Origin of the sequence: Bdellovibrio sp. HCB274 (assembly GCF_047306075.1) — a bacterium.
Taxonomy (GTDB): Bacteria; Bdellovibrionota; Bdellovibrionia; order Bdellovibrionales; family Bdellovibrionaceae; genus Bdellovibrio.
This window is the reverse complement of the sequence record NZ_CP178623.1, coordinates 2,030,447-2,045,536: the sequence shown is the minus strand read 5'-3', so window position 1 is coordinate 2,045,536 and position 15,090 is coordinate 2,030,447. Positions and strand designations below refer to the sequence as shown.

Here is a 15,090-nt window from a genome sequence, read left to right as displayed (position 1 = left end):
AGGCCTTTTTTGGGGAATTATGTTTTCGCTGCAGTTTATTGCTTGGCTGCGTGGCGCGCTTTCAAAACATCTTTGATGAATTGCGCTTCCAAAGCCGTGAACACGACAGAATTCACGATACCATCCACAGTTGTCGTTCTTTGCAAAACGTTACAAGATCTGCGAACTCCTGTCAGGAATGGTCCGATCACTTCCACTTTTCCAACCTGTTGGATAAGTTTGTAAGCAATGTTTGAAGCTTCCAGGTTAGGGAAGATCAGGACATTCGCCCCACCCTTAAGATCAGAGAACGGGAATAGTCTTTCCATGATTTCTGGATTCACCGCCGTGTCGGCTTGCATATCTCCATCGACCATCAAGCCGGGGCGAAGCTTTTTAACGATTTCAGCAGCACTCTTCATTTTGCATGGAGTGCCTTCGGCACCGCTAAAGTTCGAGTAAGAAAGCATTGCGATCTTAGGCTCGATACCAAAGTACTCGACCACTTTCGCTGCCTGCAACGCGATTTGCGCGCATTGTTCAGCAGTTGGGTTCAAGTTCACAGTCGTATCTGCCAATACCAGGAATTTGTCTTCCAGCAAGATGAAGTTCAAGCCCGCTGGAACACCGCCTTGGTAGACTCCCACAGTTTGCAGAATTGGTTTTACCGCGTCTGCATAGTTCACAGAGGCGCCGTTCACGACACCGTCAGCTTCACCCATCATCACCATCATTGCGGCAAAGTAGTTAGGGTCAGCCATCAGACGTTCTGCTTCGCGCATGTTGATGCCCTTGCGTTGTCTTAGGTTGTAAAGCTTCTCAACGTATTTAAAGAACTTCGGATACGTCGCAGGATGAATCACCGGAACGTCATTTAGCGCCGGGATATCCAGGGCCTGGATTTTTTCTTTTACTCGGTCTGGATAGCCCAAAAGAATTGGCTGACAGATTTTTTCCTCTACCAATGTTGCCAAAGCTTTTAGAACTTTGGAACTTGTGCCTTCAGGGAAAACGATGCGTGGAAGCTCTCCGCCCATCGCTGTTGCATTCTGATGAACGCGGTTGATCGCTGAACGGATGAATACTTTGGAAGGTCCTTGCAAAGCTTCCAGAGTTTCGCGGTAATGATCCCAGTCTTCGATTGTGCGAGTGGCAACGCCGGTTTTGATCGCTGCTTTCGCCACTTCTGGCGCAACCCAAAGAAGTACACGTGTATCGAATGGTTTTGGAATCAGATACTCACGACCGAATTTGAAAGTCTTACCACCGTAAGTTGCAGAAACGCGATCAGGAACATCTTCGCGCGCCAGTTTCGCCAGGGCGTGAACCGCTGCGAGTTTCATTTCTTCGTTGATTTGCGTTGAACGCGTATCCAAAGCTCCACGGAAAATAGACGGGAAGCCCAGAACGTTATTCACCTGGTTCGGATAATCTGAACGGCCGGTTGCGATGATCGCGTCAGGACGTGCTGTTCTTGCTTCGTCAGGAGTGATTTCCGGAACTGGATTTGCCATCGCGAAAATAATTGGATCTTTAGCCATGTCCTTCAGCATTTCCGGAGTCAAAGCTCCTGCAACAGAAAGACCTACGAAGACGTCGGCGCCACGCAAAGCTTCGCTCAATGTGCGCACTTCGGTGTCAGCGGCAAAGTATTCTTTGTATTTGTTCATGCCCGCGGTACGGCCTTTGTAGATCACACCTTGAGAGTCACACATCGTGATGTTTTCGCGGCGTGCTCCCAAAGAGATAAAGATCTTCGCACAGGAATTCGCGGACGCGCCGGCACCGTTTACTACAATGCGCACGTTTTCCATTTTTCTATTTGTGATGGAGACGGCGTTTAATAGGGCCGCGCCAGATACGATTGCCGTTCCATGCTGGTCATCATGGAATACAGGGATTTTCATTTCTTTTTTCAGACGTTCTTCGATTTCAAAACACTCTGGTGCTTTGATGTCTTCCAGATTGATACCGCCGAAAGTAGGTTCCAAAGTTTTGATGGCGTTACAGAATGTATCCACATCGTTTGCATCCACTTCGATATCGAAAACGTCGATGCCTGCGAATTGTTTGAAAAGGATGCCTTTACCTTCCATCACGGGTTTTGAAGCGTGAGGGCCGATGTTACCAAGACCCAGTACTGCGGTCCCGTTGGAGATAACTCCCACAAGGTTGCCTTTGGCTGTGTAGTCGTAAACTTTGGATGGATCTTTCGCGATCACTTTGCACGGAGCTGCCACGCCCGGAGAGTACGCCAGTGAAAGATCTTTTTCAGATACGCAGGGTTTTGAAGAGATAACTTCAATTTTACCTGGTTTACCCATGCTATGGTAAATCAATGCTTCTTGGTCGAAGTTGTTTGTGGTGCTTTTCGTCTCGGGTGCTTTGTCTGAGTTCTTATTCAAATTCTTTTCCAAGGATGCGTCCTTTCGTGCTTTCTTCGCGTCTTTCAATTTTTAGAAATTTTCCAAGGCTTTTAAGTCCTTAGCTCTTTCGCGAAATAAGTGCAGTTACTCTACAAATGCATCATTAGGGGGTCAATCAAAGGGCTGATTGTCGCACTATGCAATTGGAGATGACGCGGGTGGTTTACGGGTTTTATTCGGGGGAGTTGAGTGGGTGGGGGCTTTGTTTGTGTCGATTTTGGGAACTGGTGGTTTTTGCGAGGGCAAAGTGCGTACTTATGGAGCAGGTTTTTTTTTGGTTGTGAAGTTTAGTCTTTGGAGTTCGGGTTGGTCGTTAGTGAGCATTCGGATGAATTATTAATCTCGGATCGTTCTTGGTGTTTTATTGTTCGAGCGTATTTTCTTGATGTTTCTTTTCATGTTTTCAAACTCTTCTTTCAACTCATTTTTTGAACTTTTCTTTTCAATCTTTCTTTTCAATCTTTTCCGCGGGACCGGTGTCGACTTAATATATTTCGTATACTTGGTCTTCCTCCTGTAAACATCCAATGCAACTTCATCTTATAAATTTGCCTTTAACTTCATGCTTTTGAAATTTAGATCGTCATTTGAAATGGTGTTTAGCTATATCATCCAGACACCTATGTTTGTGTTTTCTCGGTTTGCACATGTTTTGAAAAAATCCGCGCTACCCGGAAAAGCTGTGTCATAATTAAAGTGTAATTAAGAATGTTATTGACGTTGTTTTCGTTCTCCAAGGATTCAATAAGAACCCCGATTGTGATTAATGCCGGAAGCTTCTTTCGGTTGTGGAATTCGTTTACCTCGGGAGATTCTCAGGCGTTTAAAAAGTGCTCCGATAGTGCTTTTTAAGCTCTTGTTTGGTTGCTAAATCGCTCGAAATATTGATTTTAAAACCCGTGATACAAGATTTGAAACGAAAAGTTGTTAACCAAATTTTGGAGGCACAATGGATCTAGTTTCAATTTCAAATTCTGAGTTGTTACTGCGAATGGAAAAGCTGGCGCGAAGTGAGCGTAAAATCACTCATTTGATTTTGCTACATTTAGTGGAAGTGGAATCGCGTCGATTGTATTTGGATCTTGGTTATACTTCTCTGTTTAAATATTTAACTGGTCATCTGCATTATTCTGAGGATGCTGCCTATCGCAGAATTCAAGCGGCTCGGCTCTTGAAGAAAGTGCCGTCAGTTGAAAAGGCGCTTGAATCGGGAGAGATTAATTTAACTCAGCTTAATCAAGTTCAAAAATGCCTTTCGAAAACAGCCAACCAAGATCCTAACCAGTTATTTGTGAAAGCTGAATCGGTTATTGCTATGTTGGAGAATAAATCGAGTTATGAAACGCAAAGAATTCTTGCGACAGAGTTCGATTTGCCAATTCAAGACGTCGAAGTGGTGAAGCCTCAAAAGAATGATTCAGTACGAATGGAAATTACGTTTACAGAAGATCAAATGAAAAGTTTGAATCACGCGAAAGAACTGTTCTCCCATGTTTTGCCGAATCCAACTTGGTCAGAACTGATTTCTTACTTGGCGAATGCGCAAATTCAGAAAAAATTGGGAACAAGAATTCACAAATCAAATTCAGAATTAGAAAATAGCACAAAGAACCTAAAGGTTCTTCCAGCGAGTGCGGAATCAGATGATATAACTAAAAATCAAGAGAAGGATGTAGCTACTTCTGCAGTATCTTCCAATAAATTCACAGAAAGAAAGTACCTGAGTGTTTTTGTTCGCAGACGATTGCTTGAGAATTCGAATCATCAATGCGAATTCACGCATAAAGATGGAGTTCGTTGCGCAAGCAAATACCAACTTCAGTTTGATCACAAGTTGCCGCTTGCCTTAGGCGGATCGAACGAAGAATCCAATTTTAGAGTTTTGTGTCGAACGCACAACTTGGCTGAAGCTCGAAGAATGAAGATTTCAAAATTCTAAGCTGCTTAACGCAGCTTTTCTTGGTAGCGCGGAGAAATCTGTTTTGGGAGTGAGCGAATTTGAAGAATGAAAAGTTCGGAGCGGAAATTGAAGAATAAGAAGGAAAAGAATGAGAGGTAAGGGGGGAGGGAGAGCAAGGAGGTTAGAGGGAGCATTAAATGAGAATTGAAGTTTTCGAAACTAATAGGGGAAAGAGTAGAAAAGAAGTAAGAAGGTTGAAGGATGAAGGATGAAGGATGAAGGATGAAGGATGAAGCTAGTGAAACATAACACTTCAGATCGCAATTCAACTAGACCACTCCCTCATCTAAAAAAGAGCAGAAACTCTAAATTACCTCTGAAAAATCCATAAAACTCCTCAAAAAATCACCTCGACCTCCTAATGAATGAGCGGCAAGTATGTCGAAACTAGACCTCGCAGAGTTATTCTGCGTTTGTGTTTGGTCCTCACATGAAAAACCTGTACGATTTTCAGTGGTTATTTGAATTACCAACAGGAGTTTTCTATGAAGTCACCACGCGATGTGGTTCTCGTTGAAGGTGTGCGTACACCATTCGCTAAATCAGGTACAAAACTTAAAAAAGTTCACCCAGCTCAGTTGGGTCAGGTTGCGCTTCGACAGTTGATTGCGCAAACGAACTTGGATGTAAATTCTGTTGATGAGGTGATCATAGGTAACACCGGGAATCCAGCCGATGCTGTGAATATTTCCCGCGTGGTTGCATTGAACGCTGGTATTCCAATGAAGACGTCGGCATACACAGTTCACAGAAACTGTGCATCCGCAATGGAATCTATCTCTAACGGTTTTGAAAAAATCAAATCCGGCACGATGGATGTGATCCTTGCAGGCGGTACTGAATCCATGTCGCAAATTCCGACACTGGCGCCAGCAAAATTCCAGGACATCTACGAAAGACTTTTCGCAGCGAAAGGTCCAAAGCAAGCTCTTCCACTTTTGTGGCAGTTGTTCAAAGCTGACGTGAATCAAATCAAAGCTCTTCTTCAGGGCAACATGAAAGATCCATATTTTCCGCAAATCGGCGTGATGCTGGGTCTGACAGATCCTTTCGTTGGTATCAACATGGGTCAAACAGCAGAGATCCTGGCAAAAGAGTGGGGTCTAAACCGCGAGATGCAGGACAGATTTGCATTGCGTTCCCACCAGTTGGCAGCCAAGGCGATGAAAGAAGGTCGCATGAAGGAAGAGTCAACTCCAGTTTACCTTGCACCTGAATACAAAGAAGTGATCGCTGATGACATCGGGCCTCGCGAAACACAAACGATGGAAGCATTGGCAAAACTAAAACCATTCTTCGATAAAGCGACAGGTACAATCACAGCCGGAAATTCGTGCCCGATCACTGACGGTGCCGCGATGGTTCTGTTGATGTCCCGTGAAAAGGCAGAGCAGGCAGGTTACAAACCTCTGGCAACAATTCGCTCTTACGGTTTCGCCGGTCTTGAACCAGAGCGCATGGGACTGGGGCCTGCGTATGCAACTCCACTGGCTCTTAAGCGTGCAGGTCTTTCGATGAAAGATATCGGCCTGGTAGAACTTAACGAAGCGTTCGCTGCGCAAGTAATGGCATGTCAGAAGGCAATGGATTCAGACAAGTTTGCCCAAGAGAAACTTGGCTTGTCAGCAAAAGTGGGCGAGATTCGTGATGACATCCTAAACGTTAACGGTGGAGCGATCGCTTTGGGTCACCCGGTTGGCGCAACAGGCACACGTATCGTATTGACTCTGGCGAAAGAAATGAAACGCAGAGGCGTACAGCACGGTTTGGCAACACTTTGTATCGGTGGCGGTCAAGGTGGAGCAATGATTCTTGAGAACGAAAACTAATTTAGCGATTTGCATCTAGGAGTTACACAAATGTCTATGCTTGAAAGTATCAGAATCAAACCTCAGGGTGAAATCGCAGTTGTAGAGTTCGACCTGGTGGGTGAAAAAGTTAATAAATTCTCAACACCGGTGATGATGAGACTGAAAGACGTGGTTGAAGAACTGCGCAAGTCTTCCTACAAAGCGGTGATCTTTAAATCGATGAAGCCAAAAATCTTTATTGCCGGTGCGGATATCGAAGAGATCAAAGGGATGACAACTCCCGATCAATTCAATAACGCCGTAAAAGCGGGTCAAGAAATCATGAACATGGTCGAAGACCTGCCAATGCCAACTATCGCGGCCGTAAACGGTGCGTGTATGGGTGGCGGTTGTGAATTCATCATGGCGTGTGATTACCGCATTGCCTCTGATGATTCTTCAACGAAAATCGGTCTTCCTGAAATTCAATTGGGCATCCTGCCAGGTTTCGGTGGTACGCAACGTATGCCGCGAATCATGGGTTTGCAGGCGTCTTTGGATATCATCCTTGCTGGCAAGGCAGTGAATTCCAAAAAAGCACAAAAATCCGGCTTGGTTGATAAAGTCGTTCACCAAAATCTTTTGGATGAGCAGGCGATCAAATGGGCAAAAGAAATCATCGCAGGTGGCGGTCAAAAACGTCGCAAAAAATTCCAGCCAAATGGCATGGTAAATAAAGTTCTTGAAGGCCCTGCAAAAGGTATCGTGTTCAAGAAAGCCCGCGAAGGCGTGATGAAAGCCACGAAAGGTCACTATCCAGCGCCGCTAAAAGCTTTGGATGTGATTCAAAAAACTTATGGTATGAGTGATCGCGACGCAGGAATGCGCATCGAGCGTGAAGGCTTCTGTGAGTTGGGTGTGACGGATATTTCAAAGAACCTGATTCACGTTTTCTATTTGACTGAAATGGTAAAAAAACAAACGGGCGTATCCGGTGTTGAAGTAAAACCAAAAGACGTTAAAGGCCTGGGTATTCTGGGAGCCGGCACCATGGGTGGCGGTATCGCTTATGTGGCTGCTGATAAAGGCATCCAGGTGCGCATGAAAGATCTAAGCCCTGAAGCATTGGGTAAAGGTTTGAAACACGCCAGCGACCTATGGATGAAATTGGTAAAACGTAAATCCATCGACAAGTATCAGTTCCAGCAAAAAATGGACGCTGTTTCTGTAACCACAGATTATTCCGGTTTCAAAAACCTGGATGTCGTGGTTGAAGCGATCGTTGAAGACATGGGTATCAAGCAAAAAGTGATCGGTGAGTGCGCTGGTCAAATGCGCCCGGATGCAATCATCGCGACGAACACGTCTTCACTTTCTGTGACTGAAATGGCCAAAGGCCATCCACGTCCGGAATACTTCGCAGGGATGCACTTCTTCAATCCAGTGAACAAAATGCCATTGGTGGAAGTAATCCGCGGAGCGCAAACCTCTGACGAAACAATTGCGACCATCTTTGAACTTACGAAAAAAATGGGCAAGATGCCGGTAGTTGTAAAAGACGGCCCGGGCTTCCTGGTGAATCGTCTTCTTTTGCCATACATGGCGGAAGCTGCATGGTTGATGCAAGAAGGTATGAGCATCGAAGTTGTCGATAAAGCGTACGTAAAAGAGTTCGGTATGCCAATGGGTCCATTCGAATTGATGGATGAAGTCGGTTTGGATGTATGTATTAAAGTTCTTAAAATCTTCAAAAAAGCATTCGGCGAGCGCATCGAAATGGCGCCTTGTATGGAAGCTTTGGAGAAGTCAGGTCGCTTGGGTCGTAAGAATGGTAAGGGTTTCTATACTTATCTTCCGGACGGCAAACGTGGTGACGCCGATCAGACAGTTTACGGAGCATTGGGCTTGGGGACTCCAAGCAATCCTCACCAAACCAAAGAGTGCATCGAACGCGGTGTCTTTGCGATGGTGAATGAGTGTTCCCTGGCATTGATCGAAGACCATATTGTGGAGCTTCCACACGAAGTGGACCTTGGTATGATCATGGGTACAGGCTTCCCGCCATTCCGTGGTGGTTTGCTGAAGTACGCCGACAGCATTGGCTCGCAATACGTTGCTGATCAATTGGCAATGTATGCTTCCAGCCGCAATGCTAAACGTTTGAAGCCAGCGACACCACTGTCGAACATGGCTAAATCAAACGCCAAATTTTACAAGTAATCGCCATTCAGAAATAGGGCTTTATTGAGAAATCAAGGGGCCCGGTTGTGAAAGTGAGTGCTTGCAGTTAACCTTACTAAACCGAAGCCGAAGTACAAAATACTTCGGCTTTTGTTTTTCTAAACACACCTCTGACAGGTGTATGTATTTTCCAGTTCCCATTGGAAGTTCGTGAACTTCCCCGGACAATAGTTCTCATGCAAAAGAAAATATTTAAAAACGCGTTATGGGTGGCCGCTGTCATGGCAGCCTTGGGGTTTTACAATGGGGCCCGGGCTCAGACTCAAGCTTCATCCGAGCACATTATCTCGGTGGAAAGAGTCTTCAGCGCACGTCCACGCTCGATGGGTTACCGTTATCTGGTACAGATTTCCTGTCGTCCCCAGGGTGAGAATGTAGTCACCATTCCGGTGAAAAGAACTTCCTTCAAATGGGAGGCGGGAGCCCTGTCAGGAGTTTCCGAAACCGACAACAACGGACAGGCCGAGTTCACGCAAACCGCCTTTGATGGAAAACTCGAAGAGACACTCAAGATCCACTACTTCCAAAGGCTGCTTTTGTTTTCAGCCCCCAAGGGAGTCGTGGAACTACCACTGCCAGTGCAATGTAAATAAAAAACCAAACAAGCACACTAAAGGAGTTTACAAATGAGCCGCAATCGCGCCACATGGGACGCCAGTGAATGCGCCCTGATTTTGATCGACTATCAACCGGAAATGTTCAAGGGGATTGGTTCGAGCGATCCTCGCTCAGTGGAAACCAATGTCTGCGAGCTGACCCGTGCGGCCGTGGCATTTGATATTCCGGTGATTCTAAGCACTGTCGGAGTCAACATGGGAGTGAATCAGCCCACGATCAAATCTTTAAGAAGCATTCTGCCTGACGCGCAGGAAGTGGATCGCTCGTCGATGAATGCGTGGGAGGATGAAAACTTCTTAAAGGCAGTTAAAGCCACCGGCAAAAAGCGCCTGGTGTTTTGCGCTTTATGGACTGAGATCTGTCTGGCATTCCCAGTAGTAGATGCCTTGGAGGACGATTTCGAAGTGACCTTTGTGGTTGATGCCGTTGCGGGACAATCTAAGGAAGAACACGAAATGGCCGTGCAAAGACTAATTCAAGCGGGAGCAATTCCGAACACGTCACTTGCGATGATTGCTGAATGGTTCCGTGACTGGAAGTCACCAATGGCTGCTAAAGGCCGTGAGGTGTTCCGTTCACTCATCACCGAGCATAGAGCCATGCACGCAAATTCACGTTATCAGGCGCCGCCTGACGGCTATCGCAGCCAGGCGGAAATGATGTAACTGAATTACTGCATCTCGCGGAGTTTTTGTTTAAAAGACTCCTGCAGCACCTGCTCCATGGAGTAAAATCCCTGGGGCTGGTGGCGCAGCCATTTGGCTGCGAAAATAGCGCCAGTACCGAAGGCAGCGCGATTGATACTTTCGTGAGTCAGGCGAATCGTCTGGTAGGGCAGACCGAAAATCACTTCATGCTTGCCGACGATGCCGCCCACACGAATGGAGTTCACGTGTTCTGCCGGATCCAGATCCAAATGACGAGCTAGCTTCAAGGCTGTTCCCGAGATATCTTTTTTCTGTCTAAAATGTTCTTCAACGACCTCGATGTCAGCGTGAGGAATCATGCTTTTCAAAACCTTCGAAGCCATCAAAAGCCAGTTGATTCCCAAAGTGATATTTGGGGAATACAAAATAGAAGTTTCAGAGCTGACTTGCTTTACGCAGCTTAACTCCTGGTCGCTATAGTTGGAAATAGCACTGACGATTTTAATTTTGTTATTGGCAAGTTTCTTATAAAGCTGAGTCGTGGCACCCGTCGAGAAATCAATCACCAGATCCACAGGATTGGTTTTCAGAAATTCCTCGGTCAGATTTTTGAATGAAACAAAAGGAGCAAAGTCAGAGTCAAAACCCAGTACACGACTGGCAAAGTGATGCGTATTTTCCAGATTCTTGCGGCAGATCCACTGCAAAGAAAGGGCAGGGTCCTTGGCTATTTCACTAGCGACGATAGATCCAGTTCTTCCAAATCCAAACAGTCCGACTTTCAATGGCATAGCTCTCCCTTGTAAAGAAAGCGACCCTACTCTCTTTGGAAGTTACTATGGAAGTCTCCACACCCTTTGAAGAAATATTATTCAATTAAGGTGCTCAGAATAAAAACAACATGACAGGTGCGCAATGCGCAGTGCGCACCTGTGTATTATCGGACAGTTAGACTGTTGCTTCGGCGTGCGTTCCAATTGAAGAGGAGCCCGCGCTGCCAGATTTTTTTTCGTCTTCCATGTTCAAAGACTTCGTCAGTACTTTGTTGCTTAAGAAGAACAATACGCCTGGTACCAACCCCAATGCTGCAAGCAAAAGGAAGAATTGTTCCTTAGGCATTTTGTCGTACATGCTGCCAATCCAACCGGAAACTGTATTTCCAAAGAAGGAAGCCAGGAACCAAACACCCATCATCATCGAAACAATTTTCTTCGGAGAAACTTTCGTCACCAAAGACAAACCGATCGGAGAAAGGTAAAGTTCGCCAATAGTCAGCATGAATGTAGATCCCAAAAGCCACAGTGGTGTGCCTTTGGCAGGTCCTACCGCTTTTGCAGCAAAGAACATCAAGCCCAAAGCAGCGGTCCCCAGGAAGCAGCCAATAGCCATTTTCATAGCTGTCGTGTTTTCTGAATTACGACGAGCCTGCCACATCCAAACACGGTCCAAAATCGGAGCGAACAAGAAGATGATGAATGGATTGAAGGACTGGTACCAAGTGGAAGGCATTTCCCAACCGAAGAAATTCCAGTCAGTGGATTGATCCGCCCAGATTTGCAAAGTGTTACCTTGTTGTTCGTAAACACCCCAGAAGAAAATCGTGATCGCACACATGAAGGTTAGTGCCCACGTGCGAGTCCACTCAGATTTCGTCAAAGGTTTTTTCGCTTCTGCTTCAACTTCTTTGATAGAAACTTTGTGTGCAGAGGATGGCAAATTCTTACCACCGAAGTGGTAAACCAAAAGACCTAAAAGCATTCCCACGCCGGCCGCGCCAAAGCCCCAGTGCCAGCCCACTTTTTGTCCCAAGGTTCCGCAAACCAATGGCGAGAAAAACGCGCCCAGGTTGATACCCATGTAGAACAAAGTGAAGGCACCGTCGCGGCGCTTGTCTTCCGGAGAGTACAAGTCACCCACTTGAGTGGAGATGTTTGGTTTGAAGAATCCGTTGCCCGCGATGATGAACAGCAATGCCAAAAAGAACATGCTTTCCATCGCCATCAGGAAGTGACCAATGGCCATCAAAATACCGCCGACATAGACCGCACGGCGCTTACCCCAGTAACGATCGGCAATCATTCCGCCGAAAAAGGGAGTAAAATATACAAGCCCCATATAGTAACCGTAGATATGGGAAGACAAAGCTTGAGGAGATTGAGGCCCGAAAAAGTACTCGATCCCGGATTTCAAAGCTCCGTAACCCCAAACATCTTTGCCCTTATCTGCTTCGATAAAAAGATATTGGGCCATGTAAAGCACCAGGAGCGCTCTCATGCCGTAAAATGAGAATCGTTCCCACATTTCTGTGAAGAAAAGTGTAAACAGGGGACGCGGATGTCCAAATAGGGTTTTCTCTGATGTTTGAGCCATAGGCCTCTCTGTACATAAGGTTGACGATTGCTTCTTTTTTCTAATGAGACTTTTGATCTTGGCAAGTTTTTGAGATAAAGACACCTGAAAAATGGAGGGGCTCCTCAATGTCAGTTTTTAAGAGTGTTTTTGCCTTCGGTGCGGTGCTTACAACTGTTCTTGTAACAGGCTGTACAAACGGCTTTGATGTGAACGCTGTCATAGAGAAAAAGCAGGCTCCCAAGGCGATTGTGGACTCTTTTTCTTTGCCAACCAGTCAATCTCCCGAGATTGCGGCTCGCTGCGAAAATGCCACTTGTCTGACGATCAATAAATCCTCTTTGGGTAAAATCTTTTTGTTGGTGGCATCTGGAAAAACCGGCGGGTCCACACCTCAATGGTACGATCTTAAACCACAAGTTGTAAGTTTTGAAAAATACGGCAGCCGCGTGGCATTGCTGGGGCAAAACTACAACAGCATCTACGAAGAGCTGAACACTGAAAATCTGATTCAGACTTTCCAGGTCATCGGCGAAACTGAAACGACTTTGACGTTTGATTGGGGTCGTGGCCTTAAATCTTTGATCGCGCAAAACGCTTACGACGTGGACTCTGGCGCGGGTATGAATGACCCTCTGACAGAAAGTTCCGTCAGCGCAATTCCGGTTCAGGATTCTTTCACGCGCAATGTGCAAATCAATAACAATGCGATTGAGCTTGAGCAGGTTTCCAAAGTTCAAAGCCTGGTAGGTCAGGCAGCTGCAGGCAATAAGCTTGCTGTTGAGACCCGCGAAGAAACTTTGGCGATGAACATCCAGATTCGCGCGTACCGCCTGGAATCCAAATTCCAATCCAAAGAGGCTGATAAGTCCCGTTCTGTGGGCTTCTTCGTGACTCGCCTGGCTCGTCCATCCATGAGCAAGGACGCAATCAAATATATTTCCAAATGGGATATCTCTGAAGGGCGTGAGCCGATCACAGTACGCATTTCCTCTGCGGTTCCGGCTGAGTATCTGGAAGCAGTGAAAGAGGCAGCTCTTTACTGGAATATCGTGTTCGGTAAAAACGCTGTTCAAGTAGAAACAGGTGTAGACCCTCAAGCTCCACCGAAAGACCGCAGCATCATGATCCGCTGGGTGACCTGGTTGGATGCGGGCGCCGCTTATGCGATCAGCCAGTCTGATCCATTAACAGGTGAAATCCTGCGTGCACAGGTGTTCATGCCTTCCGTATTTACGAAAGTGGGTTCTGGTGAGCTTGTGCAACTTAACGGTGGTTCACCGGTTGCAGGTGCTATCGCGTGTGACTTCTCTCACAAGTTTCAGGCTTTGCAAAAACTGACTCGCGAGGCATCGGACTCCCAACGTCTGCGTTTAGCTCAAGACAGCGTGCGCGCAACTGTGGCCCATGAGCTGGGTCACGCCTTGGGTCTTCGTCACAATTTCGCAGGCTCTTTCTCGGCGAAAGCGACGACTCAGGAAATCTACGACTCTGCTAAAACTTATTTGAAAGATCCAAAACATCCTGGTTTGGAAACCTCCACAAGTATCATGGACTATGTCAGCGGCGTGGATGATGTTTTGAATGCGGCGTTCATCAAGCACTCGGCACTTTCCTATGACAAAATGGCGATGGACTGGGCTTATTCACAAGATGACAGCGCTTTAGATCCTAAGATCTCGATGTTCTGTACAGACGAAGACATTGGTCTGGCGAACAGTCAGAAAATGTCCATCTATGGTTGCGAGAGATTTGATAACGGGAACAACCCGCTGCTTAGAAAATATCTGGATGGCCGTGACGAGAAAGAAAATCTGGTCAACGTGTTGTTTGCTTCCATTATTGGTCGTATGTACCCGGGCGATGAACCAGAAGTGGTCAATGACCTGGATACAGTTATCAACGACACTTTCAAATGGGGCAAGGCTGCGATTGATTTGCCTTTCGTGGGGCAGGTGTTGTTTGAGACTTCTGAAATGGCGGGTAAAACGCCGGTTCGGGCGCAGTCTTTGGTTTCATTGGACGCTGCTAAGAGCGGTGGTATTTTGAATGCGCGTAAAGGTCAGGATCCTGCATTCGCAGCTCTTCGTCTGGCGCATTTGGCAGAGGCGGCTAAGTTTCTTCAAGGCAAGGACGGTATCCCTGATCGTTTTGGTGGCTATGCAGCGATGCTAAACGGCTTGCTTCGTAATTCCCAGGGGCAAATCGATACGGACTGGTTTGGAAAGAACCTGCTTGCTTTGGTTGAAAGTGGTGTTCTTGCCAAAGGTAAAACTCTGGCGGGTCGTGAATACGAATTAACGAAAGAGCAACAAAAGAAGATCGTTACTTTCTTTGTTAAGATTGAAACCCTGAACAGAAAAGTCATCTTCGAAGCAGTTCAGGATATTCTTCCTGCAGTGAATGCAGTCGTTGCTACTGATAAGGGCGATAAAATCATCAACATGATCCTGCCAAGCGAAGTGCTGAATCAGGCTGACACGGATATTTTAAGTAACCTGGCTTTAGATATGGTTCTTGCCACACAAAAGACTTTGACCGTGGCAGTGGGCGAGGGTGGAACTAAAACCGCACAAATCGAAGTGCCGTTCCTGACGTCTGCAGAGCGCGTGTCTTTGATGAATATCATCTCATCCCAGGGCATGGCTTTCCCATTGGAAGTGAAACGTGCCCAGGTAAGAAGTGCTTTGGCTGGTAAAATCAACGAGCTTTTGCAGCAAATAGATCCTGTTCTATTTATTGATTCCCTCAGCGCCGAAGAACAATCAGCCCTGGCAGAGCAACTGCTTAAAGCTGGTAAAGTGGACGCGAAAGCCGCTGCCTGGATCGCAGCTCAAGTAGCTGCGTTGCAGGCCCTGGCTGCTAAGTAATTCCATTCAAAGAATTCTATAGTTCATTCTCCACCTCAAAGGCGTAGTGGAGAATGAACACTCAAATAAAGCACAAATTCTTTATTGTCTCATTGTGAGACCTTTTGCCATAAATTGTTCCTCGTTGGGAAGCTATACACGTGAGGTGGCCAGGCCGAGACTTAATCGTGATTTGGCGAGGAATATCTTTTGCTCCTTGAAATTCCTGAA

The 15,090-nt window shown here is 46.3% G+C and carries 9 protein-coding genes; 6 read left to right on the top strand and 3 right to left on the bottom strand.

All coding sequences use genetic code 11. The annotated features are described in order from the left end of the window. Positions 1-35 precede the first annotated feature (35 nt). Entirely contained in the window at positions 36-2,303 is a 2,268-nt protein-coding gene (locus ACLWNV_RS09995; protein ID WP_413587633.1) for an NADP-dependent malic enzyme, read from the bottom strand. A gap of 1,051 nt (positions 2,304-3,354) precedes the next feature. Here ACLWNV_RS09995 and ACLWNV_RS09990 point away from each other — a divergent pair. From ACLWNV_RS09990 to ACLWNV_RS09970, 5 genes are all read left to right on the top strand, one after another. Then, a complete protein-coding gene (locus tag ACLWNV_RS09990) occupies positions 3,355-4,344 on the top strand; it encodes an HNH endonuclease (RefSeq protein WP_413584250.1) in 990 nt (329 codons plus the stop codon). Positions 4,345-4,850: 506 nt separating this feature from the next. Continuing rightward, entirely contained in the window at positions 4,851-6,194 is a 1,344-nt protein-coding gene (locus tag ACLWNV_RS09985; protein WP_413584249.1) for a thiolase family protein, read from the top strand. A 30-nt stretch (positions 6,195-6,224) separates the two neighbouring features. Beyond that, positions 6,225-8,375 carry a 3-hydroxyacyl-CoA dehydrogenase NAD-binding domain-containing protein gene (locus ACLWNV_RS09980; RefSeq protein WP_413584248.1) on the top strand — a complete coding sequence of 717 codons (2,151 nt, stop codon included), beginning with the start codon at positions 6,225-6,227 and terminating at the stop codon, positions 8,373-8,375. A 197-nt stretch (positions 8,376-8,572) separates the two neighbouring features. Then, entirely contained in the window at positions 8,573-8,989 is a 417-nt protein-coding gene (locus ACLWNV_RS09975) for a hypothetical protein (protein WP_413584247.1), read from the top strand. A gap of 33 nt (positions 8,990-9,022) precedes the next feature. Beyond that, positions 9,023-9,679, top strand: coding sequence for a hydrolase (locus tag ACLWNV_RS09970; RefSeq protein WP_413584245.1), 657 nt, complete (start codon positions 9,023-9,025; stop codon positions 9,677-9,679). 5 nt (positions 9,680-9,684) lie between these two features. Here the strand turns inward: ACLWNV_RS09970 and ACLWNV_RS09965 are convergent, their stop codons facing one another. Both ACLWNV_RS09965 and ACLWNV_RS09960 read right to left on the bottom strand, forming a co-directional pair. Then, positions 9,685-10,452 (bottom strand): 4-hydroxy-tetrahydrodipicolinate reductase, encoded by a 768-nt coding sequence (locus ACLWNV_RS09965; RefSeq protein WP_413584243.1) that lies wholly within the window; start codon positions 10,450-10,452, stop codon positions 9,685-9,687. Between the two features lie 157 nt (positions 10,453-10,609). Continuing rightward, entirely contained in the window at positions 10,610-12,031 is a 1,422-nt protein-coding gene (locus tag ACLWNV_RS09960; RefSeq protein WP_413584242.1) for a peptide MFS transporter, read from the bottom strand. A gap of 107 nt (positions 12,032-12,138) precedes the next feature. Between ACLWNV_RS09960 and ACLWNV_RS09955 the strand changes: the two genes are divergently transcribed. Then, a complete protein-coding gene (locus ACLWNV_RS09955) occupies positions 12,139-14,880 on the top strand; it encodes a zinc-dependent metalloprotease (RefSeq protein WP_413584241.1) in 2,742 nt (913 codons plus the stop codon). Positions 14,881-15,090: the final 210 nt, after the last annotated feature.